General features: G+C 72.1%; 24 protein-coding genes. 13 read left to right on the forward strand and 11 right to left on the reverse strand.

What is annotated here, in order from left to right; all coding sequences use genetic code 11:
• The first annotated feature begins 74 nt into the window (after positions 1–74).
• The gene (locus ADK55_RS14850; RefSeq protein ID WP_063839539.1) at positions 75–908 is read left to right on the forward strand and encodes a L,D-transpeptidase family protein; all 834 of its coding nucleotides are present in this window, start codon (positions 75–77) and stop codon (positions 906–908) included.
• Here the strand turns inward: ADK55_RS14850 and ADK55_RS14855 are convergent.
• Positions 886–1,533 (reverse strand): hypothetical protein, encoded by a 648-nt coding sequence (locus ADK55_RS14855; protein ID WP_053678879.1) that lies wholly within the window; start codon positions 1,531–1,533, stop codon positions 886–888. The genes ADK55_RS14850 and ADK55_RS14855 overlap by 23 nt on opposite strands.
• A gap of 258 nt (positions 1,534–1,791) precedes the next feature.
• Between ADK55_RS14855 and ADK55_RS14860 the strand changes: the two genes are divergently transcribed.
• The 5 genes from ADK55_RS14860 to ADK55_RS14880 all read left to right on the forward strand — a co-directional run bounded on the left by ADK55_RS14860 (position 1,792) and on the right by ADK55_RS14880 (position 8,336).
• Positions 1,792–2,739 (forward strand): TIGR03619 family F420-dependent LLM class oxidoreductase, encoded by a 948-nt coding sequence (locus tag ADK55_RS14860; RefSeq protein WP_234350044.1) that lies wholly within the window; start codon positions 1,792–1,794, stop codon positions 2,737–2,739.
• 16 nt (positions 2,740–2,755) lie between these two features.
• Positions 2,756–3,541 (forward strand): SDR family NAD(P)-dependent oxidoreductase, encoded by a 786-nt coding sequence (locus tag ADK55_RS14865; RefSeq protein ID WP_053678880.1) that lies wholly within the window; start codon positions 2,756–2,758, stop codon positions 3,539–3,541.
• 106 nt (positions 3,542–3,647) lie between these two features.
• Positions 3,648–4,775: an LLM class flavin-dependent oxidoreductase gene (locus ADK55_RS14870; protein ID WP_053678882.1), complete on the forward strand. Its 1,128-nt coding sequence runs from the start codon at positions 3,648–3,650 to the stop codon at positions 4,773–4,775.
• A 352-nt stretch (positions 4,776–5,127) separates the two neighbouring features.
• Entirely contained in the window at positions 5,128–6,867 is a 1,740-nt protein-coding gene (locus ADK55_RS14875) for an N-acyl-D-amino-acid deacylase family protein (protein WP_053678884.1), read from the forward strand.
• Positions 6,864–8,336, forward strand: a complete 1,473-nt coding sequence (locus tag ADK55_RS14880) for an aldehyde dehydrogenase family protein (RefSeq protein ID WP_053678886.1) — start codon at positions 6,864–6,866, stop codon at positions 8,334–8,336. Before ADK55_RS14875 ends, ADK55_RS14880 begins: the two co-directional genes overlap by 4 nt.
• A gap of 53 nt (positions 8,337–8,389) precedes the next feature.
• On the opposite strand, the gene ADK55_RS14885 is transcribed toward ADK55_RS14880, so the two are convergent.
• Positions 8,390–9,478: a DNA alkylation repair protein gene (locus ADK55_RS14885; protein WP_053678888.1), complete on the reverse strand. Its 1,089-nt coding sequence runs from the start codon at positions 9,476–9,478 to the stop codon at positions 8,390–8,392.
• Between the two features lie 271 nt (positions 9,479–9,749).
• Between ADK55_RS14885 and ADK55_RS14890 the strand changes: the two genes are divergently transcribed.
• Positions 9,750–11,309: an APC family permease gene (locus tag ADK55_RS14890; RefSeq protein WP_053678890.1), complete on the forward strand. Its 1,560-nt coding sequence runs from the start codon at positions 9,750–9,752 to the stop codon at positions 11,307–11,309.
• Between the two features lie 155 nt (positions 11,310–11,464).
• Positions 11,465–11,761, forward strand: a complete 297-nt coding sequence (locus tag ADK55_RS14895) for a hypothetical protein (protein WP_234350045.1) — start codon at positions 11,465–11,467, stop codon at positions 11,759–11,761.
• 15 nt (positions 11,762–11,776) lie between these two features.
• On the opposite strand, the gene ADK55_RS14900 is transcribed toward ADK55_RS14895, so the two are convergent.
• Entirely contained in the window at positions 11,777–12,175 is a 399-nt protein-coding gene (locus ADK55_RS14900) for a VOC family protein (RefSeq protein ID WP_053678891.1), read from the reverse strand.
• A 111-nt stretch (positions 12,176–12,286) separates the two neighbouring features.
• Entirely contained in the window at positions 12,287–12,805 is a 519-nt protein-coding gene (locus ADK55_RS14905; RefSeq protein ID WP_053678893.1) for an FBP domain-containing protein, read from the reverse strand.
• Positions 12,806–12,953: 148 nt separating this feature from the next.
• Here ADK55_RS14905 and ADK55_RS14910 point away from each other — a divergent pair, with 148 nt between their 5' ends.
• Positions 12,954–13,289 carry a hypothetical protein gene (locus ADK55_RS14910; RefSeq protein ID WP_053678895.1) on the forward strand — a complete coding sequence of 112 codons (336 nt, stop codon included), beginning with the start codon at positions 12,954–12,956 and terminating at the stop codon, positions 13,287–13,289.
• 9 nt (positions 13,290–13,298) lie between these two features.
• Here ADK55_RS14910 and ADK55_RS14915 read toward each other — a convergent pair whose 3' ends face one another.
• Both ADK55_RS14915 and ADK55_RS14920 read right to left on the reverse strand, forming a co-directional pair.
• Positions 13,299–13,481 (reverse strand): DUF397 domain-containing protein, encoded by a 183-nt coding sequence (locus ADK55_RS14915; protein ID WP_053678897.1) that lies wholly within the window; start codon positions 13,479–13,481, stop codon positions 13,299–13,301.
• Entirely contained in the window at positions 13,478–14,314 is an 837-nt protein-coding gene (locus tag ADK55_RS14920) for a helix-turn-helix domain-containing protein (protein ID WP_053678899.1), read from the reverse strand. The genes ADK55_RS14915 and ADK55_RS14920 overlap by 4 nt, the downstream gene beginning before the upstream one ends.
• Positions 14,315–14,441: 127 nt before the next feature.
• On the opposite strand from ADK55_RS14920, the gene ADK55_RS14925 reads away from it, so the two are divergent.
• A complete protein-coding gene (locus tag ADK55_RS14925) occupies positions 14,442–14,921 on the forward strand; it encodes an ATP-binding protein (RefSeq protein WP_053678901.1) in 480 nt (159 codons plus the stop codon).
• On the opposite strand, the gene ADK55_RS38550 is transcribed toward ADK55_RS14925, so the two are convergent.
• Positions 14,857–15,171 carry a hypothetical protein gene (locus tag ADK55_RS38550; protein WP_159041397.1) on the reverse strand — a complete coding sequence of 105 codons (315 nt, stop codon included), beginning with the start codon at positions 15,169–15,171 and terminating at the stop codon, positions 14,857–14,859. The two genes, ADK55_RS14925 and ADK55_RS38550, sit on opposite strands and share 65 nt — an antisense overlap.
• Positions 15,172–15,200: 29 nt before the next feature.
• On the opposite strand from ADK55_RS38550, the gene ADK55_RS14930 reads away from it, so the two are divergent.
• Positions 15,201–15,716, forward strand: coding sequence for a DinB family protein (locus ADK55_RS14930; protein WP_053678903.1), 516 nt, complete (start codon positions 15,201–15,203; stop codon positions 15,714–15,716).
• A gap of 33 nt (positions 15,717–15,749) precedes the next feature.
• On the opposite strand, the gene ADK55_RS39210 is transcribed toward ADK55_RS14930, so the two are convergent.
• Both ADK55_RS39210 and ADK55_RS14940 read right to left on the reverse strand, forming a co-directional pair.
• The gene (locus tag ADK55_RS39210) at positions 15,750–16,313 is read right to left on the reverse strand and encodes a hypothetical protein (protein WP_053678905.1); all 564 of its coding nucleotides are present in this window, start codon (positions 16,311–16,313) and stop codon (positions 15,750–15,752) included.
• Positions 16,314–16,421: 108 nt separating this feature from the next.
• Positions 16,422–17,282: a TIGR03619 family F420-dependent LLM class oxidoreductase gene (locus tag ADK55_RS14940; protein WP_053678907.1), complete on the reverse strand. Its 861-nt coding sequence runs from the start codon at positions 17,280–17,282 to the stop codon at positions 16,422–16,424.
• Positions 17,283–17,392: 110 nt separating this feature from the next.
• Between ADK55_RS14940 and ADK55_RS14945 the strand changes: the two genes are divergently transcribed.
• Positions 17,393–18,145, forward strand: coding sequence for a PaaI family thioesterase (locus tag ADK55_RS14945; protein WP_234350046.1), 753 nt, complete (start codon positions 17,393–17,395; stop codon positions 18,143–18,145).
• 95 nt (positions 18,146–18,240) lie between these two features.
• On the opposite strand, the gene ADK55_RS14950 is transcribed toward ADK55_RS14945, so the two are convergent.
• On the reverse strand, positions 18,241–19,569 hold the full coding sequence (locus ADK55_RS14950; protein WP_234350047.1) for an ADP-ribosylglycohydrolase family protein: 1,329 nt from the start codon (positions 19,567–19,569) through the stop codon (positions 18,241–18,243).
• Positions 19,570–19,802: 233 nt separating this feature from the next.
• On the opposite strand from ADK55_RS14950, the gene ADK55_RS14960 reads away from it, so the two are divergent.
• Positions 19,803–20,711 (forward strand): tyrosine-protein phosphatase, encoded by a 909-nt coding sequence (locus tag ADK55_RS14960; protein ID WP_053678911.1) that lies wholly within the window; start codon positions 19,803–19,805, stop codon positions 20,709–20,711.
• A gap of 95 nt (positions 20,712–20,806) precedes the next feature.
• Here ADK55_RS14960 and ADK55_RS14965 read toward each other — a convergent pair whose 3' ends face one another.
• A complete protein-coding gene (locus ADK55_RS14965) occupies positions 20,807–23,398 on the reverse strand; it encodes a bifunctional FO biosynthesis protein CofGH (RefSeq protein WP_053678913.1) in 2,592 nt (863 codons plus the stop codon).
• Positions 23,399–23,406 lie beyond the last annotated feature (8 nt).

The following is a 23,406-nucleotide window of genomic DNA, read 5'->3' on the forward strand; positions in this document are numbered from 1 at the left end:
CGCCCCCCACCCTGCCGCGCCGAAGAGGTCCCCCCTTCGGTGAATTGGAAGATCCGCTGTGTACGGTCGATTGAATGAGCAAGTTCGTCCGAGCCCGTCCCGGTCGCCCCGTCCGCACCCGAGCCCCCCGGCAGCGCAACCTCCGGGCCCTCGCCGTCGCGGCGGGTCTCGGCCTGCTCCTCTTCACCGCCGGTTGGGTCCACGTCGCCCGCGACACCCCGGGGGCCGACCCCGGCTCGGCCCACCCGGACTCCCGCCCGAGGACCGCGGCGGACCGCGCGGCACTCGCCGAGGACCGGGCCCGCCCGCGGGGCAACGACGCCCTCCCGGGGCTCGGCAAGGCGACCCGGGCCAGGATCCCGAAGGACTCCCGGCAGTTGATCGTGGTCACGGGCAAGTCCGCGGTCTCCTCCGAGTCCGTCGTGACCCTCTGGTCCCGCTCCGCGCCCGGCGGCGACTGGATCCGGGCGGACACCTGGCCGGCCCGCAACGGGGCGAAGGGCTGGTCCGCGCCCGAGGAGCGCACCTACGGGGACCTGACCTCCCCGCAGGGCGTCTACTCCCTGACCGACGCGGGCGGCCTGCTGCCGAAGCCGCCGGGCACGAAGTTCTCGTACGACGAGGACGACGGCTTCGTCGCCACGGGCACCGGCGTGAACGGCGAGCCGCTGACAGGCGCCTTCGACTACGTCGTCGCGATCGACTTCAACCGGGAACGGGGGGTGTCGCCGCTCGACCCGCGCAAGCCGCAGGGCGAGGAGCGGGGCGGCAACATCTGGCTGCACGTGGACCACGACGGGCCCTCGCAGGGCTGCGTCGGCATCCCCAAGGAGGCCATGAAGAAGCTCCTGCAGACCCTGGACCCGGCGGCGAAGCCCGTCGTCGTCATGGGGCCGCGGGGATTCTGACCGTCGCCCCCCGGAGATCGCCGCGGCCTCCCCGCGCGAGCAGCGCGATGTACGCGAGGTCGAACACCGAGCACAGCACCCCGAGCCCGAGGATGAACGGGGAGTCCTCGATCACCCCGAAGAGCAGGGTCGGCGCCAGCGTCCCGAGCCACTTCGCGACGGCGATGACGAGGGACTGCCCGCGCGGCCCGCGCCGGCCCGCGTACAGGGCGATGAAGAGGCCGGACATCAGCAGGTTCTGCAGGAACGCGGAGTAGCGCGACGCGTCGTGCGTCCCGAACTGCGCCAGGAACAGCCACTGCACGGCGAAGGCGCCGGCGAAGACGAGCGCGCTCCACCCGGCGAACAGGGGCCGGGTCACGAACTCCGGCAGCTCCGCCCGCCCGAACCGCAGGTAGGTGCCGATGATCACGACGTCGGCGGCGGCCCACACCACGTTGACCACGCCCTGCGCGGACACCCCGGCGAGGAAGTCGGTCGTGGCGTACGTCGCTTCCCAGGCGAAGTTCAACGCGAGGGCGGCGACCGGCATGGCGTAGGTGCGGTCCCGCAGCCCGACGCGGATCGCCTCCGCGTACACGAGCGTCCACGCCACCGCGCTGAACAGGGTCAGGAACAGTTCCACCCGCGTCTCCCGCGCTCGCGACTCCTCGGTCGCCGCACCCTAGGCGCCGGCCACCCGATCCCGCCAGGGCCACACCCGCCAGGCCCGATCCCGCCAGGCCGCCGTACCCGCCGGGCCGCCACACCCGCCGGGCCCGATCCAGCCCGGCCCCGCACCAGGTCCGGTCGCACCTCTTGCCTGACGGACCGTCAGCTATGACGATGGCCCCGGTGTCGGCCTCCCGAACAGGTCGAAGTCGAGGGCGAGGTGGGGACGGTCATGGCGCGCGTGTTTCCCGAAGGCCGACTGGTGTACGGGATGCAACTCCCGATCCAGTCGCAGAGCACCATCTACGCCGAGCCCTGGGAGGCGACGGCCGGCGCCGCCGAACTCGCCGCGGTGGCCCGGGCCGCCGACCGGGCCGGTTTCGGTTACGTGGCCACCTGCGACCACGTGGCCATCCCGCGCGCGATGGCCGGGCCCATGAGCACCGTCTGGTACGACCCGGTGGCCACCCTGTCCTTCCTCGCGGGGATCACCGAACACGTCCGGTTGCTGAGCCACGTCGCGATCGTCGGCCTGCGGCATCCGTTGATCACCGCAAAGCAGTACGCCACGCTCGACCACCTCTGCGGCGGCCGGCTGATCCTCGGGGTCGGCGCGGGGCACGTGCGGGAGGAGTTCGAGGCCCTCGGAGTCGACTTCGAGCGGCGCGGGGCCGTGCTCGACGAGACGCTGGACGCGTTGCGGGTGGCGCTCGGGCCGGAGGAGTACCCGGAGTTCGAGGGCGGGTCGTTCTCGTTCCGGGACCTGGGCCAGTTGCCCCGGCCCATGCAGACCCGCATCCCCTTCTGGGTCGGCGGCTCCTCGCCCGCCGCCGTGCGCCGCGCGGCGGTGCGCGGTGACGGCTGGCTCCCGCAGGGGGATCCGCGCGACCGGCTTCCGGAGCGGATCGCCCGGATCAGGGAGCTGCGCGAGGCGGCGGGGGTCACCCGCCCCATCGAGATCGGTGCCATCACCGAGCCCCTGTACGTGGGCGAGCCCGGCTGGGACACCGGCCGGCGGGCCCTCACCGGAAAGGCCGAGGCGCTCGCGGAGTCCCTGCGGGAGTACCGGGCGCTGGGCGTGGACCAGATCCAGGTCCGGTTCCGCAACCGGGACGTCGCCGAACTGACCGACCAGATAGCCGCCTTCGGGGCCGAGGTGGCCCCCCTCCTCAACGACTAGGGCAGGAGTACCCGCCATGGGCAAGTTGGACGGACGCGTCGTCGTCATCACCGGTGCGGCGCGCGGTCAGGGCGAGCAGGAGGCCCGGCTCTTCGCGGCGGAGGGCGCCAAGGTGCTCCTGGGCGACGTGTTGGACGAGCAGGGCGCCGCGGTCGCCAAGGAGATCGGCGAGGACCGGGCCCGGTACGTACGGATGGACGTGAGCCGCGAGGAGGACTGGGCCGCCGCCGTCGAGGCGGCGAAGGAGGCCTTCGGCCGGATCGACGGGCTGGTCAACAACGCGGGCATCCTGCGCTTCAACGAGCTGACCGCGACCCCGTTGGAGGAGTTCCAGCAGGTGATCCGGGTCAACCAGGTCGGCGCGTTCCTCGGCATCAAGGCCGTCGCGCCCGAGATCGCGGCGGCCGGCGGGGGCACGATCGTCAACACCTCCTCGTACACCGGTCTGACGGGCATGGCGTACGTCGGCGCGTACGCGGCGACCAAGGCCGCGATCCTGGGTCTGACCAGGGTGGCGGCGCTGGAACTGGCGGGAAGGAACATCCGGGTCAACGCCATGTGCCCGGGCGCCGTGGACACGCCGATGGCCAACCCGGCGCTGCTGGACCCGGCGGGGGTGAGCGACGAGGCCAGGGACGCGATGGCCGAGTTGTACAAGCGGGTCGTGCCGATGGGGCGGGTCGGCCGGCCGGACGAGATCGCGCGCCTGGCGCTCTTCCTGACCGGCGAGGACTCCTCGTACATCACCGGGCAGCCGTTCGTCATCGACGGGGGCTGGATGGCCGGCGTCAGCATCCTCTGACCGGCATCTGATGGGGCGTCAGGTATTGACGCTCCCGCCCCGGCGATGGAACAGTCGGGACATCGAATCTGACGCAACGTCAGAAATCAAAGGACGGTGAACCCCCTTGGAATTCGGGCTCTTCGTGCAGGGATACGTGCCTGAGGCGCGGTCCAAGGTCGACCCCGAGGCGGAGCACAAGGCGCTGATCGAGGAGACCGAGTACGTCATCCAGGCCGACAAGTCCGGCTTCAAGTACGCCTGGGCCTCCGAGCACCACTTCCTGGAGGAGTACTCGCACCTCTCCGCGAACGAGGTGTTCCTCGGCTACCTCGCCCACGCCACCGAGCGCATCCACCTCGGCTCCGGCATCTTCAACCCGCTGGCCCCCGTGAACCACCCGGTCAAGGTCGCGGAGAAGGTCGCCATGCTCGACCACCTCTCCAAGGGGCGCTTCGAGTTCGGCACCGGCCGCGGCGCCGGCAGCCACGAGATCCTCGGCTTCCTCCCGGGCATCGAGGACATGAACGGCACCAAGGAGATCTGGGAGGAGACCATCGCCGAGTTCCCCAAGATGTTCCTCCAGGAGGAGTACGAGGGGTTCAGCGGCAAGCACTGGTCGCTGCCGCCGCGGAAGATCTTCCCCAAGCCGTACGGCAAGGCCCACCCGGCCATGTGGTACGCCGCCGGATCCCCCACCTCGTACGCCATGGCCGCCAAGAAGGGCCTCGGCGTCCTCGGCTTCAGCGTCCAGAAGGTCTCCGACATGGAGTGGGTGCTGGAGCAGTACAAGACGGCCATCCAGGAGGCGAAGGCCATCGGCGCCTTCGTCAACGACAACGTCATGGTCACCTCGACCGCGATCTGCGCCGAGACCCACGACAAGGCCGTCGAGATCGCCGTCAACGCCAACATGAACCGCTTCCAGTCGCTGGTCTTCCGCTACCACGACACCTTCCCGCGGCCCGAGGCGATCCCGCAGTGGCCCGAGACGCTCCCCGAGTACAACGCGGAGATCATCGAGCTGCTGATCGCCGAGGAACTGCTGATCTGCGGAGACCCGTCCGAGGTGCTCCGGCAGTGCAAGCGCTGGGAGCAGGCGGGCGCCGACCAACTGTCCTTCGGCCTGCCGACCGGGGTGTCCTACGAGGACACCATGACCACCGTGAAACTCATCGGGGAGCACGTCATCCCGAAGATCGACACGGACCCGGTACACCGCACCACCCGCTTCCGTGAGGCCTCCGGGTCCTGAACGGACACCCGACCCGGGCGGCGTCTTCCCGGACCGCCGCCCCGGAAAACGGGCTTCGGGGGCCGTGCGGTCCCGGGGGCCCGCGCGGAACCGGCCGGGGGACGCACGGGCCGCGGCCGACCCCTGCGCCCTCCGGCCGCCCCGGCCGATCCAGCCCCGCCGGCGTTTGAGGCGCGGGTCCGGGCGGAGCCCGGTGCCCGGCGGAGCCGGGGTCACCTGGGGCTCCGCCCCAGACCCCGCGCCTCAAACGCCGGCGAGGCTGAGATGGCCCGGCCCGACCCACCCGGCCGGCGAGGCTGAACCGCCCCCCGTAAGACCGCGTCAGCGAACCCGTCAGGGACGAAGGGACGTCATGCTCGACCACCTGATCAAGGGAGCCACCGTCGTGGACGGGACCGGCGCCCCCGCGTTCATCGCCGACGTCGGGACGAGGGACGGCCGGATCGCCGTCATCGCCCCGCCGGGAACCGTCACCGAGGAGGCCCGGACCGGCGAGGATGCCACCGGGCTCGTCCTGACCCCCGGCTTCATCGACCCGCACACGCACTACGACGCCCAACTGTTCTGGGACCCGTACGCCACGCCCTCCATGAACCACGGCGTCACCACCGTGGCCGGCGGCAACTGTGGTTTCACGCTCGCCCCGCTCCATCCCGACCGGCCCGAGGACGCCGACTACACCCGGCGCATGATGAGCAAGGTCGAGGGGATGGCCCTCAAAGCCCTCGAGGAGGGCGTCGACTGGACCTGGTCCTCGTTCGGCGAGTACCTCGACGCCCTGGAGGGCCGGATAGCCGTCAACGCCGGTTTCATGGTGGGGCATTGCGCGCTGCGCCGGTACGTGATGGGCGAGGACGCCGTCGGCGGACAGCCCACGCCGGAGCAGATGCATCAGATGCTCGACTTGTTCCACGACGCGATGAACGCCGGTGCCTGGGGCCTGTCCACCACCCAGTCCTCCACGCATTCCGACGGCGCCGGCTCCCCGGTGGCCTCCCGTCACGCGAAGCCGGAGGAGCTGCTCGCGCTCTCCCGCGCGGTCTCCGAACACGAGGGCACCCAGCTCGAAGCGATCGTCGCGGGCTGCCTCGACCAGTTCTCCGACGAGGAGATCGACCTGTTCGTCGAGATGAGTGCCGCCGCCGGCCGGCCCCTGAACTGGAACGTCCTCACCGTCGACGCGTCCGTCCCCGAGCGCGTCCCGCGCCAGCTGATCCCCAGCGAGCGGGCCCGCAAGGCCGGCGGCCGGATCGTCGCGCTCACCATGCCGATCCTGACCCCCATGAACATGTCGCTCGGCACGTTCTGCGCGCTGAACCTCATCCCCGGCTGGGGCGAGGTCCTCGGCCTGCCCGTCCCCGAGCGGATCGCGAGGCTGCGCGACACCGACGTGCGCGCCGAGATGCTGCGACGCGCGGACAGCAGGGAGGCCGGTGTCTTCCGGCGGCTCGCCGACTTCGGGCGCTACGTCATCGGCGACACGTACAGCGAGGAGAACGAGGGCCTCTCGGGCCGGGTCGTCGGCGACATCGCCGCCGAACGGGGCCAGGACGCCTTCCACTGTCTGGTGGAGATCTGCGCCAACGACGACCTGCGCACCGTCCTGTGGCCGATGCCCACCGACAACGACCCGGCGAGCTGGGCCCTGCGCCAGGAGACCTGGCAGCACGAGGACGTCATGTTGGGCGGCTCCGACGCGGGCGCCCACCTGGACCGGATGTGCGGCGCCCCGTACACGACCCGCTTCCTCGGGGACTGTCTGCGCGGACGCCGGCTCCTGCCGCTGGAACAGGCCGTACGGATGCTCACCGACGACCCGGCCCGGCTGTTCGGGCTGCGCGAACGCGGCCGGATCACCGAGGGGTTCCACGCGGACCTGGTTCTCTTCGACCCGGAGCGGATCGAGGCCGGGCCGGCGACGCTCGTGCACGATCTGCCCGGGGACAGTCCGCGGTTGGACGCGCGGGCGATCGGGATCGTGTCCGTGCGCGTCAACGGCGTGGAGACGATCCGCGACGACGAGGTGACCGGCGCGATCCCCGGCATCGTGCTGCGCTCCGGCCGCGACACGAGGACGGTGAGCACCCGATGACCTCCGTCGGACCGCAGCGGCTGTACATCGGAGGCGAGTGGGTCGAACCGGCCGCCGGTCACTACGAGGTGGTCAACCCGGCCGACGAGTCCGTCGTCGGACTCGCCCCGGAGGCCACCCGCGGCCAGGTCGAGGAGGCGGCGCGCGCGGCGGCGGAGGCCTTCGAGGGCTGGTCGCGGACGACGCCCGAGGCGCGGGCCGCGATCCTCGACCGGGCCGCCGACGTCATGCGGCGCGAGTACGAGCCGTGGGCGGAGCTGGCCCGCGCCGAGACGGGCGCGCCCACCGGCATCGCGCGCGGCATGCAGGTCGGCGTGGGCGTGGCCCGCTTCCGGCGGTACGCGAAGGGCGCCCTGGAGCCGGTGGAACGCGGTCTGCCGCCGCAGGTCACCGACGCCGGCCCGATGGGGAGGGCGGGCATCCTGGGCGCGCTGGAGGTGCGCCAGCCGGTCGGCGTGGTCACCTGCGTCACCTCGTACAACAACCCGTGGGCGAACCCGGCGGGCAAGGTGGCCCCGGCGCTCGCCATGGGCAACACGGTCGTGGTCAAACCGGCCCCGCAGGACCCGTTGTCGGTGTTCCGGATGGCCGAGGCCCTGCACGAGGCCGGGGTCCCGGCGGGCGTGGTGAACGTGGTGTGCGGCACCTCGGTCGAGGTCGGCGAGGCGGCCGTCGACTCGCGCCACGTCGACATGGTGTCCTTCACCGGTTCCACGGCCGTCGGGCAGCGCATCGCGGAGGTGTGCGGCCGGACGATGAAGCGGCAGTTGATGGAACTGGGTGGCAAGGGCGCGGCGATCGTGCTGGAGGACGCCGACCTCGACGCGGCCGTGGCGGGCATCGGCACCACCTTCTCCTTCTACTCCGGTCAGATCTGCACCGCCCCGACCCGGGTGATCGTCCACCGGTCGGTGTACGAGCCGCTGGTGGAGAAGCTGACCGGCTACCTGGCGTTCATGAAGGTCGGCGACCCGGGCGAGCGCGGCACCGTGGTCGGCCCGGTGATCTCGGCGGCGCACCGCGACCGCGTGGAGTCGTACGTCGAGCTGGGGAGGAAGGAGGGCGCGCGGATCGCGTACGGCGGCGAACGCCCGGTCGTCGGGGCGGGCCGCGGCTTCTACGTCGCGCCGACCCTCCTGGTGGACTGCACCCACGACATGCGGGTGGTCCGGGAGGAGATCTTCGGGCCGGTCGTGGTCGTCGTGCCCTTCGACGGCGGCGAGGACGAGGCCGTGGCCCTGGCCAACGACAGCGACTTCGGGCTGCTCTCCTACGTGTGGTCCGGGGACTCGGCGCGGGCCTTCCGGATCGCGCGGCGGCTGCGCGCCGGCGGCGTCGGCATCAACACCATCGGCCGGAACATGGAGGCCCCGTTCGGCGGCTTCAAACGGTCGGGGGTGGGCCGGGACGTCGGCTCGTACGCCCTGCACGCCTACAGCGAGATCCAGTCGATCGTCTGGCCGGGCTGAGGCACGGGCCCGAGCCGCCGGTCGGGTTCACCGGTCGGGTTCACCGCTCGGGTTCAGGGGACGTCCAGCGAGAACGCGGCCTCGCCGCGGACCCGGCCGTTGACCTGGAGCTGCACCAGGTGCTCCCCGGGGTGGTAGCGGCGGGTGGTGATCGGCTTGAAGGAGTGCCGCTTCGTCCCGGTGAGGGTCTCGCCGGGGGCGAGGCGGCGGGTGGTGAGCTTGAAGACCTTGGGGGTGCGGGTCCCGTTGGCCTTGACGTGGTGGATCACGTAGTCGACGACCAGCTCGGCGGGCAGTTCGCCGGTGTGGGTGAGCGCGTACGAGAAGACGAGGTGCTCGCCGACGACGACGCGCGGGGTGCCCACCAGCGGCCCGTCGACGGTGACCGGGACGTCGGGGGAGTGGCCCAGCAGGGTCAGCGTCTCGGGGTGGCCGGCCTTGATCAGGGTGCGCAGGCCGTGCCGGACGACGCGATCCGTCGTGGTGTCGGCGTCGGCGCGCCACTTCGCGGCGATCTCCACGGCGAGCCCGGGGTGGTCCCGGCTGATGTCGTTGAGGTGGTTGGACACGGAACGGCGTACGTACTCGGACGGGTCGCGGTGGAGGGCGTCGAGCACGGGCACGGCGGGCCGCGGGTCGGCGATGAAGGCGGGCAGCCGGGACGCCCACGGCAGCCGGGGCCGGGTGCCCTCGCTCGCGAGGCGCCTGACGTGCGGATCCGGGTCGGCGGTCCAGTCGCGGATCACCGTCAGGGCGCGGTCGGGATCGGCTCGCAGGAAGGGGCGTACGGCGGATTCGGCGGTCAGCCGGGGGGTGAGGTCGCGCAGCAGCGCGAGCCCCGGTTCGAACGCGGTCAGCCCGCGGACGGCGATGGCCTCGTTGACGGGGAAGGTCATCCAGCCGGCGAAGGCGGGGTCCTCCATCGCGGTGCGCAGTACGGCCTCGAAGGCGGGCCAGTCCTCGGGCAGGTCGGCGAGGACGGCGTCGCGGACGGCGGCGACGCGTGCGCTGAAGCCGAGTCCGTCGAGGGATGCGGCGCGGGCGGTGAGGGCTCGGGAGCGGGGTGTGCGGGCCGCGCGGGCCAGCAGACCGGCCAGGTTACTGACGGTATCCGCGCTGAGGAGCTCGTCGGCTGTGGGCATGGGGCCAGTCTGGCGGACGGCGCCCCGGTATTGGGGGCCCGAAAATTTGCACGGGAAAGTTTTGAAAGGGGCAAAACGGGCAAGGCTGCGGTTTCCGCATTCCGGAAGGTCCACCCCCGTGCCTTCCGAAACGTGAATAGATGCCTGAGTGAACCTTGTATTGCCAGAGTGTGAACTGTCTCGGCCTCAAGATTCCAAGGAATTTAGCCCCGCGCGGTAACGGACCTTGGTCCTCCGGATGAGGAAACCGCAGCATCTAACGTCCCTACCCATGACACAGCTGGACGTTCGGCCTCGGGTCGGAGACACGGTAAGCGGCGTCGCCGAGGGCGACGTTCGTGGCAAGGGCCTCGGAAAAGGGTCCGTCGGACTGGTGGGAAGCGCCGTCATCGGCATCTCCACCGTCGCCCCCGTCTACTGCCTGACCTCGACCCTCGGCTCCACCGCCGGGGAAGTCGGCGTCCAGATGCCGGCGGTGTTCCTGGCCGGCTTCCTCCCGATGCTCCTGGTCGCCTTCGCGTACCGCGAGCTGAACAAGGCCATGCCGGACTGCGGCACCTCGTTCACCTGGACCGTGAAGGCCTTCGGCCCGCGGATCGGCTGGATGTGCGGCTGGGGCCTGGTGATCGCCACGATCATCGTCCTGTCCAACCTGGCCGGCGTCGCCACCTCCTACTTCTGGCTGCTGGCCGGCGAGATCACGAACAACCCGTCGATCTCCGCCCTGGACGACAACAAACTCGTCCACATCGCCACCTGCCTCACCCTCATCGCCGCCGCGACCGCCATCAGCTACCGCGGCATGACGGCCACCAAGGGCGTCCAGTACGCGCTGGTCGGCCTCCAGCTCGCCGTCCTCGCCATCTTCGTCGCCATGGCCTTCCAGAAGGCGTCCGCCGGCTCCTTCGACACCGGCCTCGACTTCTCCTGGCAGTGGATGAACCCCTTCGCGGTCGAGTCCATGGCCGCCTTCACCGCCGGACTCTCGCTCTCGATCTTCATGTACTGGGGCTGGGACGCCTGTCTCGCCACCAACGAGGAGACCACCGGCTCCACCAAGACCCCCGGCCGCGCCTCGCTCATCGCGATGATCGTCCTCGTCGGCTCGTACCTGGCCACCGGCATCGCCGCCCAGATGGCCGTCGGCTCCGGCACCTCCGGCCTCGGCCTCGGCAACCCGGACACCTCCGACAACGTCTTCGCCGCCCTCGCCGGCCCCGTCATGGGCCCGATGCTCGGCATCCTGCTCTTCGTAGCCGTCCTGGCCTCCGCCACCGCGTCCCTCCAGACCACCTTCATCCCGGTGGCACGCACGGTCCTCGCGATGTCCACGTACGAGGCGCTGCCGCCCTCCTACGCCAAGGTCCACCCCCGGTTCAAGACCCCCGGCCGCGCCACCGTCATGGCGGGCGTCGCCACCGGCGTCTTCTACACCGTGATGACGCTCGTCAGCGAGAACGTCCTGACCGACACGATCTTCGCGCTCGGCCTGATGATCTGCTTCTACTACTCGCTGACGGCCTTCGCCTGCGCCTGGTACTTCCGCAAGGAACTGCGGTACTCGGCCCGCGACCTCTTCTTCAAGGGCGTCTTCCCGGTCCTCGGCGGCCTGCTCCTCGCCACCGTCTTCCTCAAGACCCTCATCGACATGTGGAACCCGTCCTACGGCTCCGGCTCCACGGTCCTCGGCGTCGGAAGCGTGTTCATCATCGGCGTCGGCCTGCTGGCCCTCGGCCTGGTCGTCATGTTCGTCACCGAACGCCGCAGCCCCGCCTTCTTCCGCGGCCAGGTCCTCACGAAGTCCACGCCGGCCCTGGTGGTCGAGGACTGACCCCGCGGGCCCCGCGGCCCGCCCCCGCCACGCCGCCGTGTCATCCCCCGGGGCCCCGGATCGTTCCCCACGATCCGGGGCCCTCGGCGTCGGCCGGCCCGCCGGAAGCGGCGAGCCGGCTGTGACCCCGGCCGAGCGGCGTCGTTGTTCCGGCCATGAAGAAGACCATGAAGCGCAACCTCGCCGCCCTGGTTCTTTCCGGCGGCGCCGCCCTCGCCCTCACCCCGGCCGTCGCGCACGCCGACGGACCGGTCGTCCAGGGGGACACCCCGATCACCAAGCGGGTGGTGGAGATCGCCGACCACCCCGCGCAGACCGTCACCGACGCAAAGACGGCGGTCAACGCCACCGCCTCGGCGGCCGGCAGCGCCACCAAGGCCACCGACGCCTCCCTCTCCGGCGCCGGCACGGCCCTGACCGCCGGCCTGCCGAAGGCCCCCGGCATCGGCTGACCCTCGGGGCGTGCCTCAGCCCCAGGTGCGGGAGCAGAGCACCAGGCGGTAGCCGTCGGGGTCGGCGACCGTGACGCCGTAGTCGTCCCAGTAGGGGTTGTGGGAGGAGACGCGGGTGCCGCCGTGCTCGATCAGGCGCTGGACGAGGGCCGGATCGGGCTCTCGGCCGAGGTAGACGACGAACAGGTCGTCGACCGTCGGGGACGGCGCGATCGGGTTCTCCGGGTCGTGCGTCAGCTCGAAGTGCCAGCCGCCCCCGGTGGGTCCGACCATCACCAGATCGTGCTCACCCGACACGTGACCGCTGGTGCGCCACAGGACGTCCAGACCGAGCCCGTCCACGTAGAACCGCTCGGCGGCCTCCAGGTCGAGCGAGGGGCGGGCGACGCGAACGTGGGTACGTGAATCGATCATGCGGGGCAGGGTACGCCGCCGTGCGCCGGGGAGCCGGGTCGCGAGGGACGATCCGTCAGATGGGGCGGATGGGTGGACGGGCGGGGTGCCGTCAGGCCCGGCCCGGGGCGGTCAGGCGCCCACGCGCGCGCCGGTGACCTTCGCCGTGAACCCGTCGAGGTTCCCGAGCGCCCGCTCGATCCGCTCCTCCAGGCTCAGGGTCTCCACGTAGGCCCCCGTCGCCCGCTTGGACCGACGCTTGCCCCGCAGGTACAGCGAGCAGGCCAGATCGGCGCAGAGGTAGATGCCGACGGTGTTGCCCTCCCGGCCGCGGGCCCCGGCGAGGGGAGCGGACAGCAGCGCCACGTCGGACGAGGCGTGCCCGGTCAGGCAGATCATGCAGATGCTGGACTTCAGGGCACTGGCGCCGTTCGAAGCGGGCACGCGCAGGGTGATGCCCACGGGCACGCCGTCGGGGCCTGTCCGCACGAGGTGGGCGCGCAGCGGGGCGCCCGGGTCCACCCAGCCGAGGAAGTCCAGGTCCTCCCAGGGCAGGTCGCCGAAGTCCAGCGGCAGCCGGAGCCGGGAGGCCTCGCCCTTCGTGCAGTTCACGAAGGAGCCACGGATCTGTTTCTCGGAGAGCGGGTCCATGCGGGGGACGATACGCCGATATGCGTGCCCGCTGCACGTGCTTTGTCCAGCGCTGCCGCCCTCCGCGGGACGCTCCCGCCGGACGATCACGTGAAGTGGCGGTGAAAAGCAGGTGCGGGCGGTCGGGGGCCCGCCCTAGCGTGAGGCGGTGAGCAGCGACTATCCATTCGCCGACGGGCACAATCTCGTCTGGGACCTGACCGGCTTCGGGCCGGACGAGGAGATGGTCGAGTCCTGCTCGCTCTCGCGCGAACAGTTCCTGGTGGTCCGGCACCTGTTCGTGCTGGGCGACGATCCGTGGATGGTGACGGGGGAGTACCGGGTGGTGCCCGGCATCTGGCCCCACCTGCGGCGCATCGTCCCGGGTCTCGGTTTCCAGCGCGACGCGGACTACTTCCTCGGCGCCCGTCAGGCCCTGCCTGACGGGCGCTTCTGGCGTCCGGCGATCGGCGTGACCGCGCCGGGACCGATACCCCCGCCCTGACGGGTTCCGTCAGCCGGTGACGCCGCCGAGGAACGCCGTCCACACGGCGGGCGCGACGGCGAGCTCGGGGCCGGCGGTGACCTTGGAGTCCCGGACGTGCACGGTGTCGGCGCAGGCGGCGACCTCGACGCAGTCGTCGCCCTCGCTGCCGCTGTAGCTGCTCTTGAACCACCGCAACTCGGAGCCGTTCACAGAGAACCTCGCATTCGCATCAACAGGCCCGCGCTGTCAGCCGGATTGAGGGCCTGGATGCGAAGTTTGGCATACCGCTGGTGAAGGACGCTGACGGCTTTGGGGTCGGTGATCACATGGCCCGTCTTCTGTCCCTCGCTGTACCCGAGCCACTCGTGTTCCCAGGTTTCGAGGAGCCGGAAGGGCCCGTCGGCGCCCGCGTGCACCGGCTGGACGAGCGGCATGATCTGGATGTCCACGTTCGGCAGCAGCGAGCACTCCAGCAGGTGGTCGATCAGCTCGCGGGTGACCTCCTTCCCACCCGTCCGCCGTTCGATCAGACTCTGCTCGACGATGAAGCTGAACATGATGTACGGGGTGCGCAGCAGCAGCTTCTGCCGTTCCGACCGCGCCACCATCCGCGCCTCCAGGTCCCCCGCGGTGGGCAGTGGCGGGACGGTCTCGAAGAGGGCCCGCGCGTACGGCTCGGGTTGCAACAGGCCGGGGATGGCCCGGCATTCGTACGTGTTGAGCGCGATCGCACTGTCCTCGTGCTCCGCCCACCGCCTGAACCACGACGCCAGCCCCCGCCTGCGCTGCAACTGCTTCGCTGCGAGCCGGATCACGCCGAAGGCGTCCAGCGCCTCCTCCGCCTTCTCCACGAACTTCGTGGACGGGTGGCGGCGGCCCTGTTCCACCGAGCCGATGTACTGCACCGAGTAGCGGATCAGGGGGTGCAGTTGTTCCTGCGTCAGTCCGGCGCGTTTGCGGAAGGCCTTGACCGTCTCGCCGAAGTGGCGCAGGTCGCCGTCCGGCTCGGGACCGCTTTCACCGTTGTCGTCGACACTCGCCATGGAGGTCACCTCCTGACGATCAGGTTCACGGTATGTGACCGCTCCTGTCCAGCGCGTGGACTCGTACAGATGAAAAGTAGCGGTCGGATTGCTGTGAACCACCTTGTCCAAACGGGACGTTGATTCCATGACCGCACCCGCCGGACCCGCCGGCCACCTCGTACGTGTGTTCACTCAGCGTTCCAGCTCGACCCCTCGCGGCGCCCGCCTCGGCCGCCGGTTCGCCCTGCTGGCGCTGCACGACTGGGGCATCCCCCACCGCTCCGAACTGTCCGACGACGCCGCGCTGCTCGTCGCCGAGCTCGCCGCGAACGCGATCGTCCACGGCCGGGTCCCCGGGCGGGACTTCGAGCTGCGGATGGTGATGTCGGAAGGGGTGCTTCGCATCGAGGTGTCCGACGCGAGGGCCGGCGCCCGGCCGGCCGTGAGCCCGTACGTGCACCATGCGGAGGGCGGTCACGGTCTGCGGCTCGTCGCGGCCGTCGCGCGCGACTGGGGGGTCGTGTCGAGGACGGTCGGCAAGACGGTGTGGGCGGAACTCGTCACGCCCGGCCGCTTCCCCCGCCCTGATCCGGATCCGGGTCCGGATCCGCGACGAACACACTGAGCACGTACGTCGTCGGGTGGGTCAGGCGGCCACAGAGCATGTCGATCCTGATGTCCTCGTCCGCGAAGCCCTGGTGTCGCAGCGCTTCGGCCTCCTCCTGGAACCGCGTCCGGTCGTCCGTGACGAACCGCCGCTCCCAGTGACCCGCCCGCTCCGCCCGCCGGCGGCGCGCCGCCGCCTCCCGCTCCCGTCGTGCGCGCTGCCCCGGCATCCGCCGCCCCCTGATCCGTTCGACTAATTCGTTCGACACGGGTTTCCCGCCGTACGACACTGCCCGCGATGACACGACGAACCGATACGCCCCCCGCCTGGGACGAGCGTACGCAGCTGACCACCTTCCTCGACTACGCCCGTGACACGGCCCGCGCCAAGTGCGAGGGGCTCTCCGCGGAGGACGCCCGCAAGGCGCCGCTCCCCGGTTCGCCCCTGATGACGGTGTGCGGACTGATCGGCCACATTCGGTGGGTCGAATACCACTGGATCCAGGTCGTGTTCCTCGGCGAGGAGGTCGTCGGGCCCTTCGCCGAGGTGACCGAGGAGGACCCCGACCCCGAGATGCGGCAGTCGCTCGACGTCCCGCTGCCCCGCCTCCTCGCCGAGTACGAGGAGCAGAGCGCCCGCTACCGCGCCCTGCTCGCCGAGCACGACCTGAACGCGAAGGCGGTCCGCACCATCCGGGACGGCCGCCACGTGGACCTTCGCTGGATCCTCCTCCACCTCGTCGAGGAGACCTCCCGCCACAACGGCCACCTCGACATCATCCGCGAACTCCTCGACGGCCAGACCGGAGTCTGAGCCGGGCGGGCGGAGCCCGAGCCGCGGGCTCCGCTACGGCTTCGGCGGAAGCTTCGGCAGGTCGGTCGGCAGGTCGGTCGGGAGGGCCGTCGGGAAGCGGTCCGCCGCGTACCGGTCGAAGGTCTCCGTCGCGCCGCCGGCCCAGGCGACCTTCAGCTTCTTGGCGTCCACGGACTCCACCCGGCCCTTCGTCCGCTTGCTGCCGGCCGGGCACGCCAGGTCGATGGTCGCGCCGCCGGCGGAGCCCTCGCAGACGATGCCGGTCGCGGACTCCGACAGGAAGGCCGACTTGCCGTTGACGGTGAGGACGACGCCCATGCCCGGGGTCGCCGACGCGATCCAGGCGCCGTCCAGGCTGCCGGCCGCCGAGTCCTTGCCCGTGCCCCCGGCGGCGGATCCGGCCGCCGGGCCCGAGGGCGTGCCCGTCGGCGAGCCGGAGGCGGCCGGGGAGCCGGATGCGGACGCCGGGGGCTTCGCCTGCTCCCGCTTCGCGTCATCGCCCTTGTCCGTACCGCCGCCGCCACAGCCGGCGAGCGTGAGCGCGAGGGCGGCCGTCGCGCCGACGGCGACGAGGCGGACGCGCTGGTTCGTGTGCATGAGTGATCCCCCGGTGGACGCGACCCGATCGGTCGAACGCGTCAACGTACCAGGGGTCCCCCGCCCCCTCGCCGGGACGGCGGGCCGATCCCGGTCACGGTGGGCCGGTCAGAGATACGGGGCGAACTCGTCCAGGGTGCGCAGCACTTCGGCCTCGCCCGCCGACGGGAGTTGCAGCACCACCTCCTCGATCCCGAGGCTCTCGTAGTACGCGAGCTTGCCCGCGTTCGGGCGGACCGCGTACGGGACCACCTGGAGGTCCTTCGGGTCGCGCCCCGCGTCCTCCCACACCTGCCGCAGCACCGGCACGGACTCGCCCAGGCCGCCGCCGCCGATCGGGAGCCAGCCGTCCGAGTGGTCGGCGATGGCCGCGAACAGCTTCGGGCCGGCCGCGCCGCCGATCAGGGTGCGGGGGCCGTGGAGCGTGCGCCCGGAACCGAGGTCACGCGCGGGCCGCACCGGCTTCGGGTACGCCCGGCTGGCCTGGACGGAGCCGTACACGCCCTCGTACGCGGTGGGTTCCGGAGCCCAGAGGGCCCGCATCAGCGCCATCCGGTCCCGGACCAGTTCGCGCCGGCCCGACCACTCGACGCCGTGGTCGGCGGCCTCCTCGACGTTCCAGCCGTAGCCGATCCCGAGCGTGAACCGGCCGCCGCACAGGTGGTCCAACGTCGCGACCTGCTTCGCGAGGGCGATCGGGTCGTGCTGGGTCACCAGGGTGATGCCGGTGCCGAGGTCGAGGCGCTCCGTCACGGCCGACGCCTGACCGAGGGCCACGAACGGGTCGAGGGTGCGCCCGTACTCCTCCGGGAGGTCCCCGCCCATGGGCGCGGGTGTGGTCCGACTCACCGGGATGTGGGTGTGTTCGGGCAGGTAGAGCCCGGAGAACCCACGCTGCTCCAAGGCGCGGGCGAGGCCGGTGGGGGAGACGGTGAGGTCGGTGAGGAAAATGGTGGCGGCGATCCGCATGGCCGAGGCACCTCCGAGACGTGGGGCGGCCAACGTACGGGGTTCGGCGTGCGGACGGCAGAGGTTCGACACGGGTTCGACACGGTGGTTCGACACGGCGGGGTGACGACATGGGCGACATGAACGGCACGGGGACGATCACGGTCCCGGAGCAACTGCACGGCTATCCGGGCGTGGCCTTCGGCGGCTACGTGGCAGGGCTGCTGGCCGGCCGGACGGCGCCCGAGGGGACGGCCGTACGCGTGGACTTCCGCAGGCCCGTGCCGACCGGGGCGCCGGCCTGGCCGACCCCGGACCCGGACGGCGGCACGGCCCTGCTGGACGCCGACGGGGTGCTGCTGGCCCGCGCGACCCGGGCCGCCCTGCCGCCGACCGGGGACGTGCCGCGGGCACCCTCGCGGGAGGAGGCCGAGAAGGCCGCCGACGCCTTCCGGGCACACCCGCCGGAAGGACAGGCCGACTGCTTCGGCTGCGGTCTGGGCCGCACCCCCGCCACCGGACTGCGCCTGCACTGCGGGCGGGTGCCAGGCCGGGACCTGGTCGCCGCCGCGTGGACCCCGGGGGACGAACTCGCCGGACCGGACGGGGTGTTGCCGCCCGAACTGGTGTGGGGCGCGCTGGACTGCCCCGGCAACGCGGCGGGCCGCCTCCTCGCCCACCGGCCGGCGGGCGCGGTCACGGCGGCCCTGACGGCCCGCCTGCTGCGTCCCGTACCGGTCGGGGGCGCGGGCCTGATCTCGTACGCCTGGCTGCTCGGCGGCGAGGGCCGCAAGTACACGGCGGGCACCGCGCTGACCACGGCCGACGGTGAACTGTGCGCGGTGGCCGAGGCCCTGTGGATCGAGCCGCGCCCCCGGACCTGACGGGGCGCGGGCGGGGCGGGGACCCGGTCGGGCCCGGCCCCCGGGTTCGCGCGTTCGGGTTCGGGTCCGCGCGCCCGGTTCCGCCGGCGGTCCGGTCAGCCGCGCGGGTAGCGGGCCAGCCAGCCGGGAGCCGAGACCGAGGGCCCGTGCAGGGCGGGCCCCTGGGTCATCTCCAGGGCGAAGTCGTCGGAGAGTTCCAGCATCGTGGACCGCCCCTCCAGATCGGCCAACCAGGCCGCCGGCAGGGCGGTCTCCCCGTGCAGGGCGCCCAACAGCGCGCCGCACAGGGCGCCGGTGGCGGTGGAGTCCCCGCCGTGGTTGACGGCGAGCCGCAGCCCGTGCGGGACGTCCTCGGCCACCAGGGCGCAGTACACGGCCACGGCCAACGCGTCCTCCGCGTCGCGGCCGTCGCCCGGGGACAGCGACTCGACCACCTTGGGGCTGGGTTCACCCTGGGCGGCGGCCGAGACGGCCCGCCGGAGGGCGTCCGTGACCGGCTGATGCTGGGCGCGGGCGCCCAGCAGGCCCAGGGCCCGCCGGATCGCGGCGTCGAGGGACTCGCCCCGGGTCAACCCGTGGACGATCACCGCGAGGGCCCCGGCCGACAGGAACGCGGTGGGGTGCCCGTGGCTCTGCGTCGCGCACTCCACGGCGAGTTGCAGCACGAGCGCCGGCTCCCAGCCGACCAGCAGCCCGAAGGGCGCCGAGCGGACGGTGGCCGCCGCGTCCCGGGCGGTGGGGTTCTTCGGCTGTTCCAGGGTGCCGAGCGTCTCGTCGGCGAAGCCGGTCATGCACGCCCGGTCCGGGCCCCGCCGGGCGTACAGCCACTCCTCCTGGGCGAGCCAGCCGTTGTCCTTGCGCCGCTCGTCGGGGCCCCAGTCGTGCTGGGTCGCCGCCCAGCGCAGGTAGGCCCGGTGGACGTCGGTCGGCGGGTGCCAGCCGCCGGTGTCCCGGCGCACGTGGGCCCGTATCAGGCCGTCCACGGTGAACAGGGTGAGCTGGGTGGACGCGGTGACCGTGCCCCGCCGGCCGTGGGCGGCGGCGAGTTCGGTCAGCCCCGCCAGGCCGTACGCCTCGCGGATGCCGTCGAGGGAGAGACCGGCGACGGGCGCGCCGAGCGCGTCCCCGATGGCGGCGCCGAGCAGGGTGCCGCGCACCCGACTGCGGAAGTCCTGCTGCTCGACCCGACCCCAGAGGGCGGGGCGCACGTTCGCGGGCACCTGGTCCGGGAGCTGTGCCTGCGCCTGCGGGGTTTGCGTCCGGGCCTCCCGTGCCTCCTGTGTGGCGGGAGCGTCCGTGGTGGCGGACGTGGGCGTGGTCGGCGCCGGTTCCTCCACCTCCACCGATGTCGCCACCGACGTCGCCACCCCGTTCGTACCGGCTGTTCCCGTGCCGGCCGCGGTCGCGGTCGTCATCGTGTCCATGTCGTCCCCCCAAGCTCTGGCGCGCACTGTAGTGGACAGGTTCGGTCGAATCCGGAAGGAGTAAGTCACGCCGCCCATAAGTGGCCGGAGAACGGCCGGAATATGAATGGTTCCGGACAGGATCTCGCCGGATGAGACAATCGTGGCACGTTTTGCCACTAACCTCGGACCCGGTTGTTTTCGGCCATACCGCGTTCACCCGGCGTTGTCCGCGGGCCCACAGCCTCGACGACATGAAGAAGGCACTCCTCGCCGCGACCGTCGTCGCCACCACCCTCACCGCCTCCCTGGTCGCGGCCCCCGCCGCCACCGCCGCGGGCCGGGAATCCCCCCGGGACGGCCGGCACCAGAGCCGTTCCGCCATCCCCTTCACCGAGGCCTCGGTCACCGCCGGCGCCGACGGTGCGTTCACCCTCCGGTGGAACACCCGCGGCACCGAACACGTCGAGATCCGGGCGAACGGCAAGGTCGTCGCCAAGGGCGGCTCCCGAGGCCGGGCCGTGGTCACGGGACTGCCCGCCGCCGACCGCCAGTGGTTCGACTTCAAGCCGCAGCGCGGCCAGGGCCTGCGCCTCGCCGACCGCCTCGTACGACTGGAGGGAACGGCCAACTTCCGCGACGCCGGCGGCTACCGCACCACCGACGGCCGGTGGGTCAAGATGGGCGAGATCCACCGCTCCGACGCCCTGGCCAAGCTCACCGACAACGACCTCGCCAAGCTCCGCCGGCTGGGCGTGAAGACCGTCTTCGACCTGCGCACGACCGACGAGCGCACCAAGGACGTCGACCGCGTACCGGCCGGCGCGACGTACGTCGTGGCCGACGTCTTCGCCGGCTCCGGCTCCTTCCAGGCCCTGCCGAAGACCCCCGAGGAAGCCGCCGAGGCGATGATCGACGCCGAGAAGAGCATGGCGTCCGGCGAGGGCGGCAGGAAGGCGTACGCCCGGGTCTTCCAGGGCATCGGGACCGACCGCGCCCGCGCCGTCCTCTTCCACTGCACCGCCGGCAAGGACCGCACCGGCTGGTCGAACGCCACCCTGCTCACCGCCCTCGGCGTCCCGCGCGAGACCGTGCTGGCCGACTACCTGGCCGTCTCCCCGGCCGCCGCGCTGACCAGGTGCTGCACCGTGTCCGTCGGCTGAACCCGCGCCTCGGCCGGCAGCGTCGCGAGCAGCGGGGCCCGACCCGGATCGATCCCGGTCGGGCCCCGCGCCACGTCGTCGTCCCTGCTCCGTGCCTACTCCGCGATCGGCAGCAGCTCCGGCAGGTGCCCGTCCGAGGCCGCGGCCGCCCGCTGCCGCTCCTCGGGCACCTCCCCGTACAGCGTCGTACGGGCCTTCGCCGGCCGGCCGGCCGCCTCCGCGACCGCGATCAGGTCCCGCACCGACTTGTACGAGCCGTAACTCGACCCCGCCATGCGCGAGATGGTCTCCTCCATCAGCGTCCCGCCCAGGTCGTTCGCACCCGACCGGAGCATCTCCGCCGCACCCTCCGAGCCCAGCTTCACCCAGCTCGTCTGGATGTTGGTGATGTGCGGGTGCAGCAGCAACCGGGCCATCGCCGTCACCGCCCGGTTGTCGCGGACCGTCGGACCCGGCCGGGCGATCCCCGCCAGGTACACCGGCGCGTTGGTGTGAATGAACGGGAGCGTCACGAACTCCGTGAACCCCTCCACGCCCTTGGCCACCGCGTCCCGCTGGATCCGGGCCAGCGTGCGGAAGTGCCCCAACCAGTGCCGCGGCTGGTCCACGTGCCCGTACATCATCGTCGACGAGGACCGGATGCCCAGCTCGTGCGCCGTGGAGACGACGTCGATCCAGTCCGCCGCCGGCAGCTTGCCCTTGGTGAGCACCCAGCGGACCTCGTCGTCCAGGATCTCCGCCGCCGTCCCCGGAATGGAGTCCAGCCCGGCCTCCTTGGCCGCCGTCAGCCAGTCCCGCACCGACATCCCGGTGCGGGTGGCACCGTTGACGACCTCCATCGGCGAGAAGGCGTGCACGTGCATGCCGGGCACCCGCTCCTTCACCGCCCGCGCGATGTCGAAGTACGCCGTCCCGGGCAGGTCCGGATGGATGCCGCCCTGCATGCACACCTCGACCGCGCCCACGTCCCAGGCCTGCGCCGCCCGGTCGGCGACCTGGTCCAGCGAGAGCGTGTACGCGTCCGCGTCCGTACGGCGCTGCGCGAACGCGCAGAAGCGGCAGCCGGTGTAACAGACGTTGGTGAAGTTGATGTTCCGCGTGACGATGTACGTGACCTCGTCGCCCACCACCGACTTGCGCAGATCGTCCGCGATCCGGCACAGCGCGTCCAACGCCGGGCCGTCCGCGTGCAACAGGGCGAGGGCCTGCTCGTCGGTCAGCGCCGTCGGATCGTCCGCCGCCCGGGCGAGGGCCGCCCGGACGTCCGTGTCGATCCGCTCCGGGACCATCCCGGGCGCCGCGGCCTCCCGCAGGGCGTCCCAGTCCCCGTAGACGTGATCGAAGTCCTCGCGCCGGTCGCCCGTCCGCCCCTCGGTGTCGATCGTGGTGTGCAGGTCGGTGCGCCCGTACGCGGTGAAACCCTCGTCGGGCTCCTGCCACGGCCGGCCCTCGACCGCGGCCGTCTCGTCCGCCAGCCCCGTCCGCGCGTCGGCCAACGCCCGCACGTGCGGCAGCAACCGGGGATCGAGCCACGGCTCCCCGCGCTCCAGGAACTCCGGATAGATCGTGAGGCGCTCGCGCAGCTCGAAGCCGGCGGCGGCCGTCCGCGCGGCCAGCTCCTCGATGTGCGGCCAGGGGCGCTCCGGGTTCACGTGGTCGGGCGTCAGGGGCGACACCCCGCCCCAGTCGTCGATGCCCGCGCCGATCAGCAGCGCGTACTCCTCGTCGACCAGGTTCGGCGGAGCCTGGATGCGGGCCGACGGACCGAGCAGGTGCCGGGCCACCGCGATGGCGGCCGCCAGCTCCTCCAACTCCGCGTCGGGCATGCCGCGCATGGCCGTGTCCGGCTTCGCCCGGAAGTTCTGGACGATCACTTCCTGGATGCCGTGGTAGCTGCGCTGGATCCGCCGCAGCTCGAAGAACGCGTCGGCGCGCTCCTCGTAGGTCTCCCCGATGCCGATCAGCACCCCGGTCGTGAACGGGACGTTGGAACGCCCCGCGTCCTCCAGCACCCGCAGCCGGACCGCCGGCTCCTTGTCCGGGGAACCGTGGTGCGGGCCGCCGGGCTCGGACCACAGACGGGTCGCGGTGGTCTCCAGCATCATCCCCATCGACGGCGCGACGGGCTTCAGCCGCTGGAGCTCGGACCACGAAAGGACACCCGGATTGAGGTGCGGGAGCAGACCCGTCTCCTCCAGGACGCGGATCGCCATCGCCCGCACGTAGGCCAGGGTGTCGTCGTAGCCGTGCGCGTCCAGCCACTCACGGGCCTCGGGCCAACGGTCCTCGGGACGGTCCCCGAGGGTGAACAGGGCCTCCTTGCAGCCCATCGCGGCACCCTTGCGCGCGATGTCGAGGACCTCGTCCGGCGAGAGGTACATCCCGTGGCCGTCCCGGCGGAGCTTCCCGGGCACCGTGACGAACGTGCAGTAGTGGCACTTGTCGCGACAGAGACGGGTGAGGGGGATGAACACCTTGCGCGAGTACGTGATGACACCGGGCCGCCCGGCGGCGTCGAGCCCGGAGTCCCGCACCCGCGCGGCGGAGGCGGCGAGGTCCTTCAGGGACTCGCCGCGCGCCTGGAGGAGCACGGCCGCCTCGGTCGCGTCGAGCGCGACGCCGTCGCGGGCCCGCCGGAGCGCGCGGCGCATCGCGTTGTCGGTCGGAGCGTCACTCGGAGTGGTCATGGCCCGAG

Origin of the sequence: Streptomyces sp. WM4235, from assembly GCF_001279725.1 — a bacterium.
GTDB lineage: Bacteria > Actinomycetota > Actinomycetes > Streptomycetales > Streptomycetaceae > Streptomyces.